Raw genomic sequence first — 21,721 nt, forward strand, 5'->3', positions numbered from 1 at the left:
GTGTTGCGATCCTCCCCCGCAAGGGGGAGGTGTCGCCGAAGGTGACGGAGGGGGCGGACCCGCAACGGCGGTTTGCCTTTACCGCCCCCTCCGTCAGGCTGCGCCTGCCACCTCCCCCTGGCGGGGGAGGATCGAGGGGTATCGGCTTTGCGGATTGCGCACGGTGCGCTGGTGCCGCCCCCCCTACCTCCGTCATCCTGACTTTCGTCAGGATGACGAGGGGGGTAGGGCGTGACATGACCATGACCGACACGCCATCCTCGCTCCGCATCCTCGTCGACGCCGACGCGTGTCCCGTCAAGGACGAGATCTACAAGGTCGCGTGGCGCCACGAAGTCCCCGTGACGATCGTCGCGAACAGCCATTTCCGCATCCCCGTCCACCCGCTGATCAGCCGCGTCGTCGTCAGCGACGGGTTTGACGCCGCCGATGACTGGATCGCCGAACAGGCCGATGCGAAGACGGTGGTCGTCACCGCGGACATCCTGCTCGCCGACCGCTGCGTGAAGGCGGGCGCGACCGTGCTCGCCAATACCGGCAAGCCGTTTACGACGAGTTCGATCGGCGGCGCGATCGCGACGCGTGCGATCATGGCCGATCTGCGCGCGGGCGGCGATGTGATCGGCGGGCCCGCACCTTTCTCAAAGACCGACCGGTCGAGTTTTCTCTCGGCACTCGATACAGCACTGGTGAAACTCAAAAGAGTATAACCGACGCGGATCACTCGACTTTGCCGGTTGCACCGGGCAAGCAGGGATTATGCGCTCCGGCTTACTCGATCGTGACGAACTCTTGGCACGGCAAGCGTTTCAACTGGCGCTCGTCGATCTGTTTCGCGTGATGCGGCGCCCCGACGATATCATGGCCGCCGCCGCTGCCGCGCTCGGATCGCATCTCGGCGTCGCGCGCTGCGGTTATGGCGAGGTTTCGGGCGAGGGTGTCGTGATCCACGGCAGCGGCGACTGGACCAGCGGCGCACTGCCGAGTCTCGCGGGCGAGCCGTGCGTGCTCGCGACGCTCGGTGCGGGCGTGCTCGACGAGCTTCGCGGCGGCCGAACCGTCTTCGTCAGCGACTGCCACAATGATCCGCGCTCGGCCGACCCGGTCAATTCCGAGACCTGGGCCAAGATCGGCATCTGCGCGCTGATCGTGGTCCCGCTGATCCGCGACGGCGTGCTCGCGGCGATCCTGTATGCGCACGAGGATGGTACGCGACACTGGAGCCAGGCCGAGCTGGCGCTGGTCGAGGATGTCGCGCTGCGCACGATGGATGCGGTCGACCGGCTCCGCGCCGAGCTCGCACTCAAGGCGAGCGAGGGGCGCTATCGGTCGCTGTTCGACTCGATCGATGCCGGGTTCTGCGTCATCGAGATGCTGTTCGACGGCGACCGGCCGGTCGATTATCGATTCGTCGAGGTCAACCAGGCGTTCCATCGCAACACCGGGCTCGACGACGTCATCGGCCGGACGATGCGCGAACTGGCGCCGGACATGGAGCAGCACTGGTTCGACCGATATGGCCACGTCGCGACGACGGGCGAGTCGCTCCGGTTCGAGGATCCCGCGGCGGTGCTCGATGACCGGTGGTACGAAGTCTATGCCTACCGCGTCGATGCGCCCGAACTGCATCATGTCGCGGTGCTGTTCAACGACATCAGCGAGCGCCGCCGCAATGAGATCGCACTCGCCGAAAGTCGCGAGGAGCTCGAGCTTGCGACCCGCGTCGCGCGGCTCGGGCGGTTCGATTTCCATCCGCGCACGGGCTGGCTGAACTGGGATTCGCGGTGCCGCGAATTGTTCGGCCTGCCCGCGGAAGCGCCGGTCGACTATGCGGTATTCCTGGGTGGTCTCCACCCTGACGATCGCAGCCGCCTGGATGCGGTGGTCGCGGGCGCGCTCGATCCCGACGGATCGCGGCGGTTCGATGCCGAATACCGGACGATCGGCCGGATCGATGGCTGCGAGCGGCATGTCGCAGCGCACGGGGTCGCGTTTTTCGAGGATCGCGAACCCGTCAGGCTGATCGGCACGGTGGTCGACGTCACCGAGGATCGCCGGGCGCAGGCGGTTCTCCGCGAGACGAGCGAGCGGTTGCGGCTCGCGAGCCGCGCGACCAACGATGCGATCTGGGACTGGGACTTGCGCCGCGACCAGCTCGTCTGGAACGAGGCGCTGACGCGGGCCTATGGGCACGACCTCGCGACGGTCGAACTGACCGGTGACTGGTGGCTGCGGCATATCCACCCCGATGATCGCGGCCGCGTCGATGCCAGCATCCATGCGATCATCGATGGCGACGGCAGCGACTGGGTCGACGAATATCGCTTCGAGCGTGCGGACGGCAGCTACGCCGACGTGCTCGATCGCGGCTATGTCATTCGCGACGAGGCGGGGGCGCCGGTACGGATGATCGGCGCGATGCTCGACCAGTCGTCGCGCAAGGCGGTCGAGCGCCAGCTTCGCGCGATCAACGAGGGGCTCGAGGAAGCCGTGGTGGTTTCGACCGCGGATCGCGACCGGCTCTGGGAATTGTCGTCCGACATCATGCTGCGCGCGACGTTCGACGGGATGATCGCGGCGGCGAACCCGGCCTGGTTCGCCATGCTCGGCTGGCGCGTGGACGAGATCGTCGGGATGTCGCTGTTCGACCTCCTCCATCCCGACGATGTCGGGCGGACGGGCGACGCGGCGGCAGGGCTTGCGCGCGGTGAGACCCTCGCGCGGTTCGACAACCGCTATCGTCACAAGGACGGCAGCTATCGCTGGATCAGCTGGGCGGCGCGCCCGGGCGACGGGTTGATCAACGCGGTCGGCCGCGACGTCACCGCGGAGAAGGCGCGCGAGGAACAGCTCGCGCGGGCCGAGGACGCGTTGCGCCAGGCACAGAAGATGGAGGCGGTCGGACAGCTGACGGGCGGGATCGCGCACGATTTCAACAACATGCTGACGGGCATTCTGGGTGGGCTCGACATGGTCCGCCGCAACGTCCCCGAACCGCGCGCGGAGAAGGTCGACCGCTATCTCGATGCGGCGACCGTGTCGGCACAGCGCGCCGCGGGGCTGACCCAGCGGCTGCTTGCGTTTTCGCGCCGCCAGTCGCTCGACGTGAAGGCGACCGATGTCGACCGGCTGATCGCGGAGATGGAGGATCTGCTGTCGCGGACGCTCGGCGAGAATGCCGGGCTCGAGATCCGGCGACAGGACGGAACCTGGCCCGTCACGACCGACGCGAACCAGCTCGAAAGCGCGCTGCTCAATCTCGCGATCAACGCGCGCGATGCGATGCCGAACGGCGGGCGGCTGACGATCGAGACCGAGAACACGCATCTCGACGCGCATTATACCGATGCGATCGATGGTCTCGCGCCGGGCGATTATGTTGCGATCGGGGTGTCCGACACGGGCATGGGGATGTCGAAGGCGGTGATTGCCAAGGCGTTCGACCCGTTCTTCACGACCAAGCCGATCGGGCAGGGGACCGGGCTGGGGCTGTCGATGATCTATGGCTTCGCACGCCAGTCGGGCGGCCATGTCGGGATCTATTCGGAGGAAGGGAAGGGTACAACCGTCAGGCTGTACCTGCCGCGCTTCCACGGGAGCGCGGCGGTCGCGACCAAGGCCGTCGAGCAGGACCTGCCGCGCGCGAACGGCGAATGCGTGCTCGTCGTCGAGGACGATGTCGCGGTACGGATGCTGATCGTCGATATCCTCGGCAGCCTAGGCTATGCGGTGCTCGAAGCGGGGGACGCGGGTGCGGCGATCCCGATCCTCGCGGATGGCGCGCGGATCGACCTGCTGATCAGCGACGTCGGCCTGCCCGGAATGGACGGCCGCCAGCTTGCCGAGGTCGCGCGGCGCCATCGGCCCGGTCTCAAGATCCTCTTCGTCACCGGTTATGCGGAAAAGGCCGCGGTTCGCGGCGACTTTCTGGGCGAAGGGATGGAGATGATCACCAAGCCGTTCGCGCTCGACGTGCTGGCGGCGCGGATCAGGACGATGGTCGCGCGCTGAGCGGTGGCGGCGCGGGGTTCGCCACGAAACCACTTTACCGGTTGCCATCCCGCCCCCCCGGTCGCCATAGGCGGGCGCCATCCGGTCCCTGGAGAGTTTCATGTCAACCGCAGCCGCCGGCCCCGCCCTGGGGCTCGACTTCGGCACGACCAACAGCGTCGTGGCTTTGGGCACACCCGGTGGCTTACCCGAGCTGGTGACGTTTGCCGCACCTGCCGAGACCAGCCCGGTGTTCCGGTCCGCGTTGTGCTTCTGGCAGGACGACAGCGGCAAGGGGCTCGCGTCGGATGCGGGGCCGTGGGCGATCGCGGAGTATATGGAATATCCGCTCGACAGCCGGTTCATCCAGTCGTTCAAGTCGGTCGCGGCGATGAAGACGTTCGAACAGGCCTCGGTCTTCGACAAGCGCTATCGCTTCGAGGAGATGGGCAAGCTGTTCCTCGACAAGCTCATCGCGCATGCGGGCGGCAGGCTCGACACGCGGCCGCACCGGATCGTCGTCGGGCGTCCGGTCGAATATGCCGGCGCCAGGCCCGACGAGGCGCTCGCGCGGACGCGCTACGACGCGATGTTCAAGGGCTTCGGCGCGGAGATCCATTATGTCTATGAACCGCTTGGTGCGGCGTACAGCTATGCGACGCGGCTGACCGAGCCTGCAACGATCCTGGTCGCCGATTTTGGCGGGGGCACGAGCGACTTCTCGGTCGTGCGTGTCGCCGAACCGGGGGCGGCGCGGCGTTGCACGCCGCTCGGCCATGCGGGCATCGGGATTGCGGGCGACCGGTTCGACTACCGCATCCTCGACCGGCTGGTGCTGCCGATGCTGGGCAAGGGCGGCGCGTACAAGTCGTTCGGCAAGGAGCTCGAGATCCCGCGCGCCTATTTCGCGGATTTCGCGGACTGGTCCAGGCTCGCGCTGATGCGCAACCGGAAGACGATGACCGAGCTCGAGCGGTTGCAGAAGACCGCGGTCGATCCCGATGCGATCGGCCGGATGATCGCGGTGATCGAGAACGAGCTCGGTTATCCGCTCTACGATGCGGTCGGATCGCTCAAGCGTGCGTTGTCGACGGGTGAGGACGCGCACTTCCATTTTGCAGGCGCCGGGCTCGAGATCGAGGCGGACGTGACGCGCGACCAGTTCGAGGGCTGGATCGCGGACGACATCGCGCGGATCGAGACGACCGTCGACCGCGCGCTGGCGGTGGCGAACGTTGAGAGCGCCGAGATCGACCGCGTGTTCCTGACCGGCGGATCGTCGCTGATCCCGCGCGTGCGGCGAATCTTTACCGAGCGGTTCGGCGACGCGGCGATCATGAGCGGCGGCGAGCTGACGTCGATCGCGCACGGGCTCGCGCTGATCGGCGAGCAGGACGATATCGCGGCGTGGTCGGCATGATCCCGCGAATCTGCCTCGACACCGCGCAGGTGCCCGGCGGCGGCGAGCTGCGGCTGTTCCAGCGCGGTGCCGAATTCTCGATCATGCTCGGCGCGAATGAGCTGATGAACAGCCGGCTGAGCGGGTCGGAGGAGGCGCTTGCCGAGCAGGCATGCGATCGTATCGGCGCGCGGCCGGGTGTGCGGATGCTGATCGGCGGGCTGGGCATGGGGTTCACGCTGCGTGCAGCACTCGCGCGGCTGCCGGGCGATGCGGAGGTCGCGGTTGCAGAGATCGTGCCCGCGGTGATCGCATGGGCGCGCGGGCCGATGGCGACGCTGCACGGCGGCAGCCTGAGCGACCCACGCACGCGCATCGTCGAGGGCGATGTCGCCGAGGCGATCGCCGAGGGCGGGTGGGACGCGATCCTGCTCGATGTCGACAACGGGCCCGACGGCCTGTCGCGGCCGGGTAACGACCGGCTCTACGGCGCGGCGGGGCTGGCGCGCGCGCGCGCGGCGTTGCGGCCCGGCGGGGTGCTGGCGGTATGGTCGGCCGCGCCGAGCAAGGCGTTCGCGAGACGGCTCGACGAGGCTGGCTTTACGGTCGACGAAGTCGTCGCACGCGCGACGCGCAAGGGCGGCGCACGGCATGTAATCTGGTTCGCCACCAATTCATGATCTGGCGCTGGCTTCTGCTGATCGCGCTCTCGGCGCTCGTGGCGGGGGCGCTGGAACTGATCGGACTGCCCGCGGGGCTGTTGCTCGGACCGATGATTGCGGCGGTCGCGCTCGCGGTGCGCGGCTGGTCGCTGGGCGTGCCGGTGCTGGCCTTCCGGAGCGCGCAGGCGGCGGTCGGCACGCTGATCGCGGGGTCGATCACCACCGGGATCGTCGCGACCGTCGCGGATCACTGGCCGGTGTTCCTTGCGGTCAATGTCGCGACGCTCGCGGCGAGCAGCGTGCTCGGCTATCTGCTCAGCCGCTGGCAGGTGCTGCCGGGGACGGTCGCGGTGTGGGGATCGACGCCGGGGGCGGCGAGCGCGATGGTGCTGATGGCGCAGGCGTACGGCGCCGACTCACGGCTGGTCGCAGTGATGACCTATACGCGCGTCGTGTGCGTCGCGGTCGTCGCCTCCGTGCTGGCCGCGGTAATGGTCGGCGGCGGCAGCGGGCATCACCCTGCCGCGACCTGGTTCGCCAGCGTCGATCCGGTCGCGGTGCTGCGGACGGTGGCGATCGCGGGGGTGGGCGCGGCGGTCGGCGTCTTGCTGCGGTTGCCGGCAGGCGCGCTGCTCGGATCGCTCGTGCTGGCGGGGGTGCTCAACGTCACCGGGATCGCGCAGCCGGTGCTGCCGCAATGGTTGCTCGCGATCAGCTATGCGGTGGTCGGGTGGAAGATCGGGCTGTCGTTCACGCGCGATACGCTCCGCGTGGCGGGCAAAGCGATGCCGCGGATCCTGCTGTCGGTCGGACTGCTGATCGTGTTCTGCGGTGGCATCGCGGCGGCGCTGACGCGCTGGGCGGGGATCGACCCGGTCACCGCCTATCTCGCCTCGAGCCCGGGCGGGATGGACTCGGTCGCGATCATCGCCGCGTCGAGCCCGGTCGACGTGCCGTTCGTGATGGCGTTGCAGGTGATGCGGTTTCTCGGCGTGTTGCTGATCGGGCCACCACTCGCGCGGTTCGTCGCCACGCGGCAGGGCGGGGTGCCGCCGGTCATTCCGACCTGACCCCGTACCTCCCCATCATCGCCGTCATCCTGACTGTCGTCAGGATGACGGTCACCCCTTGGTCGGGCGATAGGCCTCGACGTCGATCTCGTGGCGCTTGAGCTTGTCGTAGAAGGTCTTGCGCGGGATGCCGAGCGCGGCGAGCGCGGATCGTACGTCGCCGCTGACCTGTCGCAGCGTCGTGCGGATCGTCGCTTCCTCGAACTTGTCGACGCGCGCCGGCAACGGCATGTCGGCATGCTCGGCATCCGGTTCGTCGGCCTCGACGCGTAACACCAGGCGCTTGGCCAGATTGTCGAGTTCGCGGACGTTGCCCGGCCAGTCATGCTGCCCGAGATAGGCAAGCGTCGCGGTGTCGATCGTCGGTACCTCGCGGCCGAACCGCTCCGCCGCCTGGTGGAGGAGGTGCCCGAACAGCAACGGCACGTCGTCACGGCGTTCGCGCAGCGGCGGGATCCGCAATCGCACGGCATCGAGCCGGAACAGAAGGTCGGCCCGGAACCGCCCGGCCTCGACCGCGTGATCGAGCCCGGGCTTCGACGCCGCGATCACGCGAAGGTCGAGCGCGCGTGCCAGGTCGCCGCCGATCGGCATCACCTCGCGTTCCTCGAGCACGCGCAGCAACCGCGCCTGGACGGTCGACGACACGCTCTCGATCTCGTCGAGAAACAGCGTGCCGCGGTTCGACGCCTCGATCCGGCCGGTGCGCGGCAGCCGCGAATCGCCGTCATGGCCGAACAGCTCGATCTCGGCGACGACGTCGGGCAACGCCGCGCAGTTGAGCGCCACGAACGGGCGCGAACGGCGGTTGCTCCAGCGGTGCAGCAGGACCGCGACCAGTTCCTTGCCGGTCCCGGTCTCGCCCTCGATCAGCACGTCGATATTGGCCTGCGCGATCTGGCGCATCGTGTCGCGCAGGCGGATCATGACCGGGGTCTCGCCGATCAGCGGCTCGGCACCGATCGTCTCCTCGGCGGCGGCGCGCAGGCGGCGATTGTCGAGGACCAGCCGGCGCATGTCGAGCGCCCGGCGTGCGCCCGCGATCAGGTGATCGGTCGCGAACGGCTTCGGGATGAAGTCGAACGCGCCATTCTTGAGCGCGGCGACCGCCATCGCGACGTCGCCGTGGCCGGTCATCAGCAGGACGGGGATCTCGTGGTCGATCGCGGCGATCCGGCGGAACAGCTCGAGCCCGTCCATCTTGGGCATGCGGATGTCCGAGACGACCGCACCGTCGAACCCGGCATCGACCCGCGCGAGCGCCGCGACCGGATCGCGTTCGGCGATGACCGAGATGCCGGCGAGCTCGAACGATTGCTCAAGCGCACCGCGCAGCACGTCGTCGTCGTCGACCAGGAGGATCGATTGTTCCGTTCGCGCAGGGTCGCTCATGCCTTCACCAGGATCATGCGGAAGATGGCACCTTGGGATGAGGGAACGAGGTCGAGCGTGCCGCCGAACTCGGTCATGATGTCGCGCGCGATCCCGAGGCCCAGGCCGAGCCCGTCCTTCTTGCTGGTCGCGAACGGCGTGAAGAGGTGGTCGGCGATGTCGGCGGCAATCCCCGGGCCGCTGTCGGCGACGGTCAGCACGACGTCGCGACCGCGTCGCCCGATCGTCACGTCGACGCGGGCATCGCGCCGCTCCGAGACCGCGTCGAGCGCGTTCTGGAGCAGGTTGACGAGCACCTGTTCGAGACGCACGCGCCCGGCGATCACCGTCAGCCGCGCCTCGGGCCCGTCTGGCAGCGCGAGCGTGACGCCTTTCGCGCGGTAGCGGTCGCCGATCAACAGCCGGACGCCGTCGATGACCGCGTCGAGTGCAACCGGGCCGATCGATCCCGCCCCTCGCCGGGCATAGCGCCGGAGCCCCGCGGTGATCGCGCCGATCCGGCTGGTCAGGTCGACGATCGACTGGAGATTGGTCGCCGCGCGTGCCGGTTCGCCGCGCTCGAGGAACGCGGCGGCATTGTCGGCGAACGTCCGGATCGCGGCGACCGGCTGGTTGATCTCGTGCGCGACGCTGGCGGTGATCGTGCCGATCGACCCCACGCGGTTCGCGTGCGCCAGCTCCTCGCGTGCCTGGCGGAAGCGCTGGTCGGACGCCTCGCGCTGCTCGACCTCGACCTGCAATCGTTCGGCGGTCGCGCGCAACTCGGCGGTACGGCGTGCGACCTCCGCCTCGAGCTCCGCGCGCGCGCCGGCGTTGCGCTTACGTCGCGCATAGACCCACCACGCCGCCGCCATCGTCGCGATCGTCGCCAATCCGGCCAGCGCGGTCGCCCAGCGCGTCCGCGTCGCAGCGACGCGAAGCGCCACGTCGAGCGGCTCCATGTGCACCAGCCGCCAGCCCGCGATCGGCACGGGCAGCGACACCGTCACTGCCGGCGTGCCATCGGGAAGCCGGGACCGCTCGCCGGCGATCGTCAACGGGGCGGGGACGAGCCGTATCGAGCCGAACTGACGCGTACGCGCGAGCAGCGCGCGGCGGCGCGGCGATAGCGGGCGGGTGGTATGGAATTGCAGTCTGGGATCGCTGGAGATCAGGATCACGCCGTCGGGATCGACGACGAAGGTCGCCATGTGCGACCGGATCCAGGCGCGGGCGATCTTGTCGAACTCGACCTTCACCACGACCACGCCGAGCGGCTTGCCGCCGCGGTCGATCCGCCGCGAGAGATAGAGTCCGGACCGCCCGCTGACGCTGCCAAGCGCGAAGAATTCGGTCGCGCCCGACGCCATCGCCTCGGTGAAATATTCGCGGAAGCGATAATTGTGACCGAGGAAGCTGTCGCGGCGCGCGGCGTTCGACGCGGCGATCGTCATCCCCTGGCTGTCCAGCGCGTAGATCACCGGTGCGCCCGTCCGTTCGGCGAGCAGGGCGAGCTTCTGGTTCAACGCCGCATCCACGCGCCCCGATTCGAGTGCGGCCCGGACGTCGGGATATTCGCCGAGCATGATCGGCAGCAATCGATACGTCTGGAGCTCCGCCTCGAGCAGCTGGAGGTTGGTCCGGGTCTGCTGCGTGGCGGCCATCTGGACCGTCGCCGCGGCATCCGCGACCGCGCGGCGGCCATAGATCGACGCCGTGCCCGCGACCATCACGCCAAGCAGAACGAAGGCGAGAAGGACGGTCATTGCCGCGCTGAAAAGAGCCGATCGCGTCCACGTCATTTTGTGCGGATTATCACACACATCGGGTGCGCGCCATCCGCATAATGGTGCAAAATCCGCACATTGGAAATGCCGGTATGGCAAAAAATGGCGCAAAACCGCGGGTTTATCAGGTGCTGGTCGTGCGGTTGAAGTGTCAGGTCCGGCACGGCATTACGTCCGTCAGATACCGCCAGCACAAGCTGGTGCGACTTCAGGAGGCGATGTTGACGATTCCATCCCAGGCATATGCGGTCGCGGAAACGCCCCGCCGGAAACGCTGGACGGGCCAGCTTTATATCCAGGTGCTGATCGCGATCGTGCTGGGCGCGGCGCTCGGCCATTTCTATCCGACCTATGGCGCGGCGCTGAAGCCGCTGGGCGATGCCTTCATCAAGCTGGTGAAGATGATCATCGCCCCGGTGATCTTCCTCACGCTCGTCACCGGGATCGCCGGGATGAAGGAACTGGGCTCGGTCGGCCGGGTCGCGGGCAAGGCGTTCGCCTATTTCCTGTTCTTCTCGACGCTCGCGCTGATCGTCGGCCTGATCGTCGCCAACGTCGTCCAGCCGGGCGCGGGGATGAACATCGACGCCGCCTCGCTCGATACCAAGGGCATCGCCGACTATACGGTCAAGGCGCATGAGACGACGATCACCGGGTTCCTGATGAGCATCATCCCGGACACGATGGTCAGCGCGTTCACCGACGGCAACATCCTGCAGATCCTGCTGATCGCGATCCTGTTCGGCATCTCGCTGAGCTTGGTCGGCGAGCCTGCCAAGCCCGTGCTCAACTTCCTCGAGCGTCTCAGCCTGATCGTCTTCAAGCTGGTCGGCATCCTGATGCGCGCAGCCCCGCTCGGTGCGTTCGGCGCGATCGCGTTCACGATCGGCAAATACGGGATCGGCAGCCTCGCCAATCTCGGCGCGCTGGTCGCGACCTTCTATCTGACCGCGGCGCTGTTCGTGGTTGTCATCCTCGGCACCGTCGCACGCCTGACGGGCTTCTCGATCTTCAAGCTGATCAAGTATCTGAAGGCCGAACTGCTGCTGGTGCTCGGCACGTCGTCGTCGGAAGCCGCGCTGCCGAACCTGATCCAGAAGATGGAGGCTGCGGGCTGCGAGAAGTCGGTCGTCGGGCTGGTCGTGCCGACCGGCTATTCGTTCAACCTCGACGGTACCAACATCTACATGACGCTGGCGGCGTTGTTCATCGCGCAGGCGACGAACACTGACCTGACGCTGGGGCAGGAGCTGCTGCTGCTCGTCGTCGCGATGATCTCGTCCAAGGGGGCCGCCGGCGTCACCGGCGCGGGCTTCATCACGCTGGCGGCCACACTGTCGATCGTCCCGACCGTGCCGATCGCGGGCATGGCGCTGATCCTCGGCGTCGACCGCTTCATGAGCGAGTGCCGGAGTCTCACCAACTTCATCGGCAATGCGGTCGCGACGATCGTCGTCGCGCGCTGGGAAGGCGCGCTCGACCGCGACAAGCTCGATGCGGCGCTCTCGGGCAAGTTGCCCGAACTCGCACCGGCGCCGGTCGCCACCGCCGCGGTTCCTGCCGCTTGATCCCGACGGGGCCGGCACGCGCCGGCCCCGCGACCAGTACCGGACAGCTTATATGACCTCGATGATGATGCGCCGCGTGCGCCACGCGGCGGGCTTTGCCGTCGCGACCCTCCCCGCGATGGCGCTGGCCCAGGCCGCGCCGCAGCAGGCCGCTCCCCAGACCGCGTCGCCCAAGGCGCGCGAACGGCTCGGCCCCGTGTCCAAGGATGCCGCCAGCACCAGCGCGGCGTCGCCGATTTCCGAAAGCTATCCCAATGCCGCGGTCGGCGACGGCGTCACCGCGGGCGGCTACAACCAGTCGCGCTGGGCGGAGGACTGGTCGAAGCTGCGCGATCCGGCCAAGCGCAAGGACATCATCGACCAGCTCAAATTCATCTCGATCGCGGGCGACGGCGACGTGTACCTGACGCTGTCGGGCGAGGCGCGGTTGCGCGTCAACCACACCACCAACCCCAATCTCCGCGACAGCGAAGCGCAGCGTCAGGACATTCTCCGTCTGTTCGGCGGCGCGGACCTGCACGTCGGCGAGCATCTGCGCTTCTATGGCGAACTCGCGCACGGCACGCTCGAGGGCGAGAATCTCGGCAACGTGCTGCCGAACCTGCGCAACAAGCTCGCGGTGCAGCAGGCGTTCGTCGACCTGACCGGGACGGTCGCGGATGTCGATGTCGGCGTCCGCTATGGTCGGCAGACCTTTGCCGACGGCCCGAACCTGCTGGTCGTGCCGCGCGACAACAACACGTTGTATTTCGGGTTCAACGGTTTCCGCGGCTGGGCGCGGGCCAAGAACGTGCGCGCCGACGTGTTCGACTTCAAGCCGACCGCGTACGGCACGCAGGGTACGCGCGACGACGATGCGGAAAGCGCCCGGCGTTTCTCGGGCATCTCGACCGGCATCGTCCTGCCCGACACGCTGTTCGGTGGTTCGAAGCTCTATCTCGACCCGTTTCTCTGGCGGCTGCGCAATCGCAACGCGGTCTGGGGGACCGACAATGCGCGCGAAGTCCGAAATTTCTACGGGCTGCATTTCTGGGGCGATGCGGGACCGGTCAATCTCGACTGGACGGTCAATTACCAGGGCGGCAGCTATGACAACCGCTCGATCGAGGCATGGCTGATCCTGCTCGCGCAGACCTACAAGCTGGGCAAGGGCCGCAACGCGCCGCGCATCGGCTTCCACGCGGACTATGCGAGCGGCGGCGGCGCCTATGGCAACGGCACGCTGCGCACCGCGCTCGCGCCGTTCGGCAACAACATCTATTACAGCTATCAGCTGTTCGCGACGCCGACCAACCTGATCGCGGTTGCGCCGAACGTCAGCTTCAGCGTGTTCGACAAGCTGCGGCTGACGGCCGAATATCAGCTGTCGTGGCGCGATACGCAGAGCGATGCGGTCTACCGCGCCAACGGCACGGCGTTTGCGGGCACGCAGAATGTCTCGGGCAGCAAGATCGCCGACACGATCCGGTTCCAGGCGGTCTATCCGATCACCTCGCGCCTGTCGTTCACCGGGCGCTACGAGCATCTGATCGCGGGGCCTGCGCTGACCCGTGCGAACTACAAGAACTCGGACTTCCTCGCGGGCTGGCTCAGCTACCGCTTCTGATCGGGCGTGGCTGCCCGCCCCAATCCGTCATCCTGACGACACTCAGGATGACGGCCGGGGCGGGCAGGCGCGATACCGCCTGAATTAACCTGCGACATACCGCCGACACTTCGTACGATTTCGACCATACCGGTCCTTCAATTCGGTCGATCTTTGTGGCACATGGTCTCCAGCACAAGGAGTCACATGGTCATGGATCTCAGCTTCACGCCCGAGGAAGAATCGTTCCGCGACGAGGTTCGCGCCTTCTTCCGCGACAAACTTCCCGCCCGACTGTCGACGCTCGTCCGCGAAGGCAAGCGGCTGCGCAAGGCGGACATGGAGGAATGGCACGCGATCCTGAACGAACGCGGCTGGCTTGCGAACCACTGGCCCGAAAAATGGGGCGGTCCGGGCTGGAGCGTGATCCAGCGGTTTATCTTCGACAACGAATCCGCGCTCGCGCACGCGCCCCGCGTCGTGCCGTTCGGCGTCAACATGCTCGGTCCGGTCCTGATCAAATACGGCTCCGAGGAGCAGAAGCAGACGTGGCTGCCGCGCATCCTCGACGGGTCCGACTGGTGGTGCCAGGGCTATTCGGAGCCGGGGGCGGGGTCCGATCTCGCGGGCCTCAAGACCACCGCAGTTCGCCAGACGCGGGAGGGTGGCGACGTCTATGTCGTCAACGGGCAGAAGACGTGGACGACACTCGGCCAGCATGCCGACATGATCTTCTGCCTCGTGCGCACCGATCCCGCCGCGAAGAAGCAGGAGGGCATCAGCTTCCTGCTGATCGACATGAAGTCGCCCGGCATCGAGGTTCGCCCGATCACGCTGATCGACGGCGAGCAGGAAGTGAACGAGGTGTTCTTCACCGATGTCGAGGTGCCCGTCGCCAACCTCGTCGGCGAAGAGAACCAGGGCTGGACCTACGCCAAGTATCTGCTGACCTATGAGCGCACCAACATCGCCGGCGTCGGCTTCTCGATCGCGTCGTTCGAGCGGTTGAAGGAGGTGGCGCAGTCGCAACGGAAGAACGGGCGTGCGCTTGCCGACGACCCGCTGTTCGCGGCGCGCATGGCCAGGGTCGAGATCGACCTCGCCAACATGCAGACGACGAACCTGCGCGTGCTGGCGGCGGTTGCGGGTGGCGGCGCGCCCGGCGCGGAGAGCTCGATGCTCAAGATCAAGGGCACCGAGATCCGGCAGGAGATCACCGCGCTGACCCGGCGTGCCTATGGGTCCTATGCCGCGCCCTACATACCCGAGGCGCTGGAGGCCGGCTGGAACGGCGAGGATGTCGGCCCGGAGGACGCGGCGATGGCGGCGCCGAGCTATTTCAACAATCGCAAGCTGTCGATCTTCGGCGGATCGAACGAGATCCAGAAGAACATCATCTCCAAAGCCATATTGGGTCTCTGAGCACATGAACTTCGAACATAGCGATGACCGCCGGATGCTGGCCGACACGCTCGTCCGGGCGTTGCGCGACGGCTATCCCATCGAGACGCGCAACGCGGGTGCCTATGGCGAGGCGGGGTATGACCCGGCGGTCTGGGCGCAACTGAACGAACTCGGGATCGTGTCGGCGCTGTTCGACGAGGCCGCGGGCGGCTTCGGCGGCAGCGGATTCGACATCATGGTGGTGTTCGAGGCGCTTGGCCGCGCGCTTGTGGTCGAGCCGTTTCTCGGCGCGCTGATGGCAGGCCGGGCGCTCGCCGCGGGCGGCGGGCACGACGCCGCGCTGGCGGGCATCGTATCGGGCGAAACGATCGCGGCGTTCGCGCATGAAGACGGCGCAACCCCGGTCACCGCGACGCCAAATGGCGATGGCTGGACGCTGAGCGGATCGAAGGCGGTCGTGCAGCAGGCGGGCGCGGCGTCGCTCCTCGTCGTCACGGTCGAGCAGGACGGGGATCCGCTGGTGCTGCTGATCGATGCGAAGTCGCCCGGCGTTTCGGTGCGCAGCTACAACACCGTCGAAGGCGGCGCGGCGGGCGACGTCTCGTTCGACGGCGTGACGGTCGCAGGTGATGCGCGGATCGGCAGCGAGGGGCAGGGCCAGGCGGTCGTCGACGCCGCGGTCGGCGCCGGGTTGCTCGCGCTATCGGCCGAGGCGGTCGGGGCGATGGACTTCGTCAAGGAGGCGACGCTCGGCTATCTGCGCGACCGCAAGCAGTTCGGCGTGCCGATCGGCAAGTTCCAGGCGCTCCAGCACCGCATGGCAACGGTGCTGCTCGAGATCGAGCAGGCGCAGTCCGCGGTGATCAACGCGGCGACCGCGTTCGACGGCGACGACGTCACGGCGCGCAACCGCGCACTGGCCGCGGGGAAATACACGATCGGCCGGACCGGCGCGCTGGTAGCCGAGGAATCGATCCAGCTGCACGGCGGGATCGGCATGACGTGGGAATATGCGGTGTCGCACTATGCCAAGCGGCTCGTGATGATCGACCACCAACTCGGCGACGAGGACCATCATCTGCAACGCTATATCGAGCTCGCAAAGGCCGCCTGAGACGGCTCTGGGGAGACGCGTTGCCCGTCTCGCCGCAGGTACGATCGAAAGGCTCCGCCCCCTCCGGGACGGGGCTTTTCGACGGCCCGCCGGTCCAGCTGTCGCCGCGGTTATCCGCGCTTTGCGATGATGGGGCGCAGGCGGACTCCCAGACAGATCACGGTCGGCCAGAACATCGTGTTGGCAATGTCGAGCAGCGTATCGTCCCAGCGCCACGAACCATAGTTCAAGCGGTCCATGATCTCGTTGAACGCCTCGCCGGCGGCGACGACGGTCAAGGGAATGAACGTCCCGAACGAGCGCCGCGTGATCAGCCGCGCGATCATCAGCAACGCCATGCCGGCATGGATATGAAGGATCGTGTCGGGGAGGCCGGTGCCGTCGCCGATCCAGTCGATCCACTGATGGTAGATTTTCGGTATCACAGATGCACTCCGGCGCGGACCGAAAAGGGTCCGCGCGGGGCTTAGCGTGCTACGGCGTCAAGCGATACCGGGGCGATCACGCCCGCACGGCATTCCGGCACGCCTTGACGAGATTGACGACCAGCCCCGACAGCGTCGAATAATTCGCGCGGTGATAGGACGAACCGTCGCCGAGCTCTCCCGTCAGCCGCCGATGCGCCTCGGGCAGCGCATGATAGGGCAGCCCGGGGAGCAGGTGGTGCAGTGCGTGATAGCGCAGCCCGACCGGTGCCCACACTTCGGCCAGAAGGCCGGGCGGCGGGACGTTGACGCTGTCGAGATACTGGTCGGTGATGCTCATCGCATCGCCCTCATTCTCCCAAAGATGCGCGACGAGCGTGCGGACCTGGTTGAGCACGGCGATCGCCGAGACGATGATCAGGAACGTCGCGGACGCCGCAAGCGGGAACACGCCCGTCGCGGTCAGCACGACGAACGATATCGCCCAGATGCTCGCGGCGGTCTCCCAGATACGCCAGCTCCGCAGCGCCTTGCCCTCGGGCGACTTGCGGCGGAACTGGGGGTTGATCGCCAGCGCCGAATAGCGCGTCACGACGATCTCGCGCAGCTTGGGCGACAGCAGCGACAGCGGGGCGAGCACGCCGTAGCGCAGGATCAGCCCGATCGGGAGCAGCGCCGACACCAGGACGAACAGCCCGAGCGTCACCACCGGCCCGCGGGCGAGCGGCATGTATTCGGGATCGCGGTTGGTCCCGTAGCGCGTCTTGGCATGATGGAGCGTGTGAACGCCCTCGTACATCAGCGACGGCATCATGACGGGCACGCCGAACAGGATGTTCCACCCGGCGGTAAAGCCCGGCACCGCATTGGGCTTCATGTGCGACAGCTCGTGGATGAAGCTGAGCGCGCGGTACAGCGCGAGCACCGCGACGACTCCGCCGAGCAGCTTCGCCCAGAGCGGCGTCGCGACGATCGCCACCGCGAGCCCCGCATAGCCGATCCCGGCCGACGCGATCAGGTCGGTCCAGTACACGACCGGACGTGCGGCATGGAGATCGCGCGTCAGCGTCGCCGCCGCCTTGATCATGGCCCCGTCTTCCTGCCCCAGCTGCGCGGCCTTCGGGCGCGCAACGGCCGCAGCCGCGCGTGCCAGCGGCTCGGCAAGAGGATCAGCGTTGATGAATGCGGTTGCCATGATCATACCATCTGGGGGTGACGTATCGTCGTCGATACAGAAGAATTCAGGCTGAAAAATGGTGATCGCGCCGGGGGAATCAACCAGCCGGGCGATGGCGTGGCGGTTGGGGCGGCCGACAGGGGTGGCACCGTCGTGGCTTTCGCCTCGGCAAGTCCCGTCGACATCATGCAGTGGAGGTCGTCACCGTTCAAGAAGCACGACCGGTCCAATTGACGCATGAAAATTGCCGCAAGCGTTTGCTCGGCAGCTATTATCGGTTAACGGAGGCGTCATGGCTTCCCGTCCGCAAACATTGTACGAAAAAATCTGGGCATCGCATGTCGTCGAGCGTCGCGACGACGGTACGTGCCTGATCTATATAGACCGTCATCTCGTCCATGAGGTGACCAGTCCGCAGGCGTTCGAAGGGCTGCGCGTCGCCGGCCGACGCGTGCGGCGGCCCGACCTGACGCTCGCGGTGCCCGATCACAATTTGCCGACGACGGCGCGGGTCGATGCCGCGGGGGTGCCGCTGCCGATCGCCGACCCCGAAAGCGCGCAGCAGCTCGATGCGCTGCGTCGGAACACGACCGAGTTCGGCATCGACTATATCGACGCGACCGCGGCGGAGCAGGGGATCGTCCATGTCGTCGGCCCCGAGCTCGGTTTTACGCTGCCTGGCTCGACGCTGGTGTGCGGCGACAGCCATACGTCGGCACATGGTGCGCTCGGCGCGCTGGCGTTCGGGATCGGGACGAGCGAGGTCGAGCATGTCCTCGCCACACAGACGCTGTTGCTGAGCCAGTCCAAGACGATGGAGGTCCGCGTCGACGGCGTGCTCGGGTTCGGCGTCAGCCCCAAGGACGTGATCCTCGCGATCGTCGGCCGGCTGGGTGCGGCGGGCGGGACCGGGCATGTCCTCGAATATACCGGCGACGTGATCCGCGCGATGTCGATCGAGGGGCGCCTGACGGTCGCGAACATGTCGATCGAGGCGGGCGCGCGTGCTGGCCTCGTCGCGCCCGACGAGACGACGTTTGCCTATATCAAGGGGCGGCCGATGGCGCCGTCGGGTGAGGCGTGGGAGCGCGCGCTGGCCTGGTGGCGTACGCTGCCGAGCGATCCGTCCGCACGCTACGACGCCTCGGTCATCTTGCAGGCGAGCGACATCGCGCCCGGGCTGACCTGGGGGACGAGCCCCGAGGACGTCGTGCCGATCACCGGCCATGTCCCCGATCCGATGAGCTTCGCCGACCCGTCGAAGCAGGCGGCGGCGCGCAAGTCGCTCGAATATATGGGACTGACGCCGGGGACGGCGATGCAGAACGTCAGCATCCAGCACGTCTTCATCGGCAGCTGCACGAACAGCCGGATCGAGGATCTGCGCGCGGCAGCGACGATCGCCAATGGCCGCCACGTCGCCGACGGGGTGCGCGCGCTGGTCGTGCCCGGGTCGGGGCTGGTCAAGCGGCAGGCCGAGGCCGAGGGGCTCGACCGGATCTTCACCAGCGCCGGGTTCGAATGGCGCGAACCGGGCTGTTCGATGTGCCTCGCGATGAACCCCGACAAGGTGCCGCCGGGCGAGCGCTGCGCATCGACGAGCAACCGAAATTTCGTCGGGCGGCAGGGGCCGGGTGCGCGAACGCATCTGCTGTCGCCCGCAATGGCCGCCGCGGCAGCGGTGACGGGCCATCTGAGCGACGTGCGTGATCTGATGAGGGGCGAAGTATGAAGCGTGTGATGATCCTGCTGATGGCAGGCGCGGTGGTGAGCGGCGTCGCGGCGTACATGGCCGCGGCGCGGACCGTCCCCGGCACGCTCGGACGCGAAACCGCGCGCATTGCGGCCGGCCCGGAGGCCAGCGGCGGACGAACGGCGGCCAGCGCGCGATGAGGCCGGTCACGACGGTATCGGGGCGGGCCTATCCCTGGGGGGCGAAGAACGTCGATACCGACGTCATCATCCCCGCGCACTGGCTCAAGACGATCACGCGCACGGGGCTTGGGCGCGGCGCGTTCGAGACGATCCGCGCGCAGCCGGGCAACCTGTTCGACGATCCCGAATTCGCCGGCTCGCCGATCCTGATCGCCGGGGACAATTTCGGCTGCGGATCGAGTCGCGAGCATGCCGCCTGGGCGCTCGCCGACATGGGCATCACCGCGGTGATCGCGCCCAGTTTCTCGGACATCTTCTCGGGCAACGCGTTCAAGAACGGCATCGTCGCGGTCGTCCTGCCGCAGGCGGCGGTCGACCGGCTGGTCGAGGTCGCAAAGACCGATCCGGTGACGATCGACCTCGAATCGATGACCGTGACCACCCCGTTCCAGGACCGTTTCACCTTCGAACTCGATCCCTTTCGCCGCCAGTGCCTGATCGAGGGGCTGGACGAAGTCGGTCTGACACTGGCAAGGGATACCGCGATTTCTAAATTCGAGGAGGCGGTGGTCGAACACCGCCCCTGGCTGGAGAGGAAAAGCGGATATGCGGGCATTGCTGTCGACGGCGCCGGGCGGACCTGAAACTCTGACATTGTCCGAACTACCCGATCCGGTCGCCGGTCGGGGACAGGTCGTGATCGCGGTCAAGGCGTGCGCGATCAACTTTCCCGACGTCCTGATCATCGAGGACAAATATCAGTTCAAGCCCGAACGCCCGTTCGCGCCGGGTGGCGAGATCGCCGGCGTCATCGATGCGGTGGGTGAGGGCGTCGAGGACTGGCAGGTCGGTGATCGCGTGATCGCGATGCTCGGCCATGGCGGCCTGTGCGAAAAGGTCATCGCCGACCCGGCCAAGCTGTACCGCCTGCCCGAAGGCCGCAGCTTTGCCGAGGGGGCGTCGCTGATCCTGACCTATGGCACGACGATCCACGCGCTGCTCGACCGCGGGCATATCGCAGCGGGGCAGACGCTGCTCGTGCTGGGCGCGGCCGGCGGCGTCGGGCTGGCGGCGATCGAACTTGGCAAGGCGTTCGGTGCGCGCGTCGTCGCGGCCGTCTCGTCGGATGAAAAAGCCGCCGCAGCGCGGGACGCGGGCGCGGACGAGACGCTGGTCTATGCACGCGCGCCGTTCGACAAGGACCAGTCCAAGGCGCTCGCCGAACAGTTCAAGGCGGCGGTCGGCAAGGGTGGCGCGGATGTCATCTATGATCCCGTCGGCGGCGATTATGCCGAGCCGGCGTTGCGCTCGATCGCCTGGGAGGGGCGGTATCTGGTAGTGGGCTTCCCCGCGGGCATCCCGCGCCTGCCGCTCAACCTGACGCTGCTCAAGAGCTGTGATGTGTGCGGCGTGTTCTGGGGCGCGTTCGCGGCGCGCGATCCAAAGGCGAACCAGGCGCATATCGAAACGCTGTTCGCGTTGTGGAAGGATGGGAAGATCGCGCCGCGCGTGACCGAGGTCTTTGCGTTCGAGGAGGGCGGCAAGGCGATCGCCAAGATGGCGGCGCGTAACGCGATCGGAAAACTGGTCGTCGAGGTCGGCAGGTAGAACGATCCGGCCAGGCCGGTGTCGGATCACACCAGACTGATGACCAGCAGTGCGATCAGCAGCCAGAGCACGCTCGACAGCACGACGCCGTAAAACATGCCCTGCATCGCATGCGGACCACGCCGGCTTTTCGAGGTCGGAGCGGATGGGCTGAGGCTGGCCGACACGGACCGATGGCCCGACGCGTGCAAAATATGAGATCCTGCCATCATGCTCTCCATGTCCGTGTGCTGTGTCACGTGACCGTCTCATAATATGGTTAATCGACCGGGTTTGTTCCAGCCGGGAACCAATTTATTGCGTTCACCTTGGGTGCTACCTATCTCAAGCGCCGAGACGCCGCAGGGGAAACAACCGCCATGACGAGCTTTGACGATCGCGAACGGTCTTTCGAGGCAAAGTTCGCGCGTGACGAGGAAATGGCTTTCCGGATCACCGCGCGCAGGAATCGCCTTCTTGGTCAGTGGGCTGCGGCCGAGATGCGTTTGACCCGCGAGGAAGCGGACGCCTATGCGACCGCGCTCGTCCATGCCGACCTGGAGGGCGGCGGCGATGACGACGTCGTCCGCAAACTGGTTGGAGATATGACCGCGGCGGGGCTCGATCACGACGAAGCGACGGTGCGCCGTGCGCTGGCGCAGCAGATGATCGAGGCGCGCCGTCAACTTATGGAGGCTCAGTAGCCC

The 21,721-nt window shown here is 67.3% G+C and carries 19 protein-coding genes; 14 read left to right on the forward strand and 5 right to left on the reverse strand.

All coding sequences use genetic code 11. The features are described from left to right. Nucleotides 1-242 precede the first annotated feature (242 nt). The 5 genes from ASE72_RS10455 (at nucleotide 243) to ASE72_RS10475 (ending at nucleotide 7,121) form a co-directional block, all read left to right on the forward strand. The gene (locus tag ASE72_RS10455; protein ID WP_056022139.1) at nucleotides 243-710 is read left to right on the forward strand and encodes a YaiI/YqxD family protein; all 468 of its coding nucleotides are present in this window, start codon (nucleotides 243-245) and stop codon (nucleotides 708-710) included. Between the two features lie 49 nt (nucleotides 711-759). Continuing rightward, entirely contained in the window at nucleotides 760-4,011 is a 3,252-nt protein-coding gene (locus ASE72_RS10460) for a PAS domain-containing protein (protein WP_082445938.1), read from the forward strand. A 100-nt stretch (nucleotides 4,012-4,111) separates the two neighbouring features. After that, nucleotides 4,112-5,410 (forward strand): Hsp70 family protein, encoded by a 1,299-nt coding sequence (locus ASE72_RS10465; RefSeq protein WP_056020567.1) that lies wholly within the window; start codon nucleotides 4,112-4,114, stop codon nucleotides 5,408-5,410. Further along, nucleotides 5,407-6,069, forward strand: coding sequence for a hypothetical protein (locus tag ASE72_RS10470; RefSeq protein WP_056022142.1), 663 nt, complete (start codon nucleotides 5,407-5,409; stop codon nucleotides 6,067-6,069). Before ASE72_RS10465 ends, ASE72_RS10470 begins: the two co-directional genes overlap by 4 nt. Continuing rightward, nucleotides 6,066-7,121 (forward strand): AbrB family transcriptional regulator, encoded by a 1,056-nt coding sequence (locus ASE72_RS10475; RefSeq protein WP_056020569.1) that lies wholly within the window; start codon nucleotides 6,066-6,068, stop codon nucleotides 7,119-7,121. Before ASE72_RS10470 ends, ASE72_RS10475 begins: the two co-directional genes overlap by 4 nt. Before the next feature lie 51 nt (nucleotides 7,122-7,172). On the opposite strand, the gene ASE72_RS10480 is transcribed toward ASE72_RS10475, so the two are convergent. Further along, complete coding sequence (locus tag ASE72_RS10480; RefSeq protein WP_056020572.1) at nucleotides 7,173-8,513, reverse strand: sigma-54-dependent transcriptional regulator; 1,341 nt, start codon at nucleotides 8,511-8,513, stop codon at nucleotides 7,173-7,175. After that, the gene (locus ASE72_RS10485) at nucleotides 8,510-10,258 is read right to left on the reverse strand and encodes a sensor histidine kinase (protein WP_056020575.1); all 1,749 of its coding nucleotides are present in this window, start codon (nucleotides 10,256-10,258) and stop codon (nucleotides 8,510-8,512) included. The genes ASE72_RS10480 and ASE72_RS10485 overlap by 4 nt, the downstream gene beginning before the upstream one ends. 242 nt (nucleotides 10,259-10,500) lie before the next feature. On the opposite strand from ASE72_RS10485, the gene ASE72_RS10490 reads away from it, so the two are divergent. The 4 genes from ASE72_RS10490 (at nucleotide 10,501) to ASE72_RS10505 (ending at nucleotide 15,950) form a co-directional block, all read left to right on the forward strand. Then, entirely contained in the window at nucleotides 10,501-11,847 is a 1,347-nt protein-coding gene (locus tag ASE72_RS10490) for a dicarboxylate/amino acid:cation symporter (RefSeq protein WP_443024757.1), read from the forward strand. Between the two features lie 52 nt (nucleotides 11,848-11,899). Further along, complete coding sequence (locus ASE72_RS10495) at nucleotides 11,900-13,453, forward strand: alginate export family protein (protein WP_056020577.1); 1,554 nt, start codon at nucleotides 11,900-11,902, stop codon at nucleotides 13,451-13,453. Between the two features lie 192 nt (nucleotides 13,454-13,645). Next, on the forward strand, nucleotides 13,646-14,854 hold the full coding sequence (locus tag ASE72_RS10500) for an acyl-CoA dehydrogenase family protein (protein WP_056022148.1): 1,209 nt from the start codon (nucleotides 13,646-13,648) through the stop codon (nucleotides 14,852-14,854). A gap of 4 nt (nucleotides 14,855-14,858) precedes the next feature. Further along, on the forward strand, nucleotides 14,859-15,950 hold the full coding sequence (locus ASE72_RS10505; RefSeq protein WP_056020580.1) for an acyl-CoA dehydrogenase family protein: 1,092 nt from the start codon (nucleotides 14,859-14,861) through the stop codon (nucleotides 15,948-15,950). Nucleotides 15,951-16,060: 110 nt separating this feature from the next. Here the strand turns inward: ASE72_RS10505 and ASE72_RS10510 are convergent, their stop codons facing one another. Together ASE72_RS10510 and ASE72_RS10515 are read right to left on the reverse strand one after the other, a co-directional pair. Continuing rightward, nucleotides 16,061-16,375 carry a hypothetical protein gene (locus ASE72_RS10510; protein ID WP_056020583.1) on the reverse strand — a complete coding sequence of 105 codons (315 nt, stop codon included), beginning with the start codon at nucleotides 16,373-16,375 and terminating at the stop codon, nucleotides 16,061-16,063. A gap of 76 nt (nucleotides 16,376-16,451) precedes the next feature. Next, nucleotides 16,452-17,570, reverse strand: a complete 1,119-nt coding sequence (locus ASE72_RS10515) for a fatty acid desaturase family protein (RefSeq protein ID WP_056022151.1) — start codon at nucleotides 17,568-17,570, stop codon at nucleotides 16,452-16,454. A 274-nt stretch (nucleotides 17,571-17,844) separates the two neighbouring features. Here ASE72_RS10515 and leuC point away from each other — a divergent pair, with 274 nt between their 5' ends. The 4 genes from leuC to ASE72_RS10530 are packed head-to-tail and all read left to right on the forward strand — an operon-like array spanning nucleotide 17,845 to nucleotide 21,035. Continuing rightward, on the forward strand, nucleotides 17,845-19,284 hold the full coding sequence (gene leuC / locus ASE72_RS10520; RefSeq protein WP_056020585.1) for a 3-isopropylmalate dehydratase large subunit: 1,440 nt from the start codon (nucleotides 17,845-17,847) through the stop codon (nucleotides 19,282-19,284). Next, the gene (locus tag ASE72_RS20250) at nucleotides 19,281-19,445 is read left to right on the forward strand and encodes a hypothetical protein (protein ID WP_156350373.1); all 165 of its coding nucleotides are present in this window, start codon (nucleotides 19,281-19,283) and stop codon (nucleotides 19,443-19,445) included. The genes leuC and ASE72_RS20250 overlap by 4 nt, the downstream gene beginning before the upstream one ends. After that, complete coding sequence (gene leuD, locus ASE72_RS10525) at nucleotides 19,442-20,071, forward strand: 3-isopropylmalate dehydratase small subunit (RefSeq protein WP_056020588.1); 630 nt, start codon at nucleotides 19,442-19,444, stop codon at nucleotides 20,069-20,071. Before ASE72_RS20250 ends, leuD begins: the two co-directional genes overlap by 4 nt. Then, nucleotides 20,034-21,035 carry an NADPH:quinone oxidoreductase family protein gene (locus ASE72_RS10530; protein WP_200916231.1) on the forward strand — a complete coding sequence of 334 codons (1,002 nt, stop codon included), beginning with the start codon at nucleotides 20,034-20,036 and terminating at the stop codon, nucleotides 21,033-21,035. The genes leuD and ASE72_RS10530 overlap by 38 nt, the downstream gene beginning before the upstream one ends. A gap of 26 nt (nucleotides 21,036-21,061) precedes the next feature. Here ASE72_RS10530 and ASE72_RS20255 read toward each other — a convergent pair whose 3' ends face one another. Continuing rightward, nucleotides 21,062-21,256: a hypothetical protein gene (locus ASE72_RS20255; protein WP_156350375.1), complete on the reverse strand. Its 195-nt coding sequence runs from the start codon at nucleotides 21,254-21,256 to the stop codon at nucleotides 21,062-21,064. A gap of 138 nt (nucleotides 21,257-21,394) precedes the next feature. Here ASE72_RS20255 and ASE72_RS10535 point away from each other — a divergent pair, with 138 nt between their 5' ends. Continuing rightward, nucleotides 21,395-21,718 carry a DUF1476 domain-containing protein gene (locus ASE72_RS10535; protein WP_056020591.1) on the forward strand — a complete coding sequence of 108 codons (324 nt, stop codon included), beginning with the start codon at nucleotides 21,395-21,397 and terminating at the stop codon, nucleotides 21,716-21,718. The last annotated feature ends 3 nt before the right edge of the window (nucleotides 21,719-21,721 follow it).

The sequence above is a fragment of the Sphingomonas sp. Leaf20 genome (assembly GCF_001421535.1).
Lineage (GTDB): Bacteria > Pseudomonadota > Alphaproteobacteria > Sphingomonadales > Sphingomonadaceae > Sphingomonas.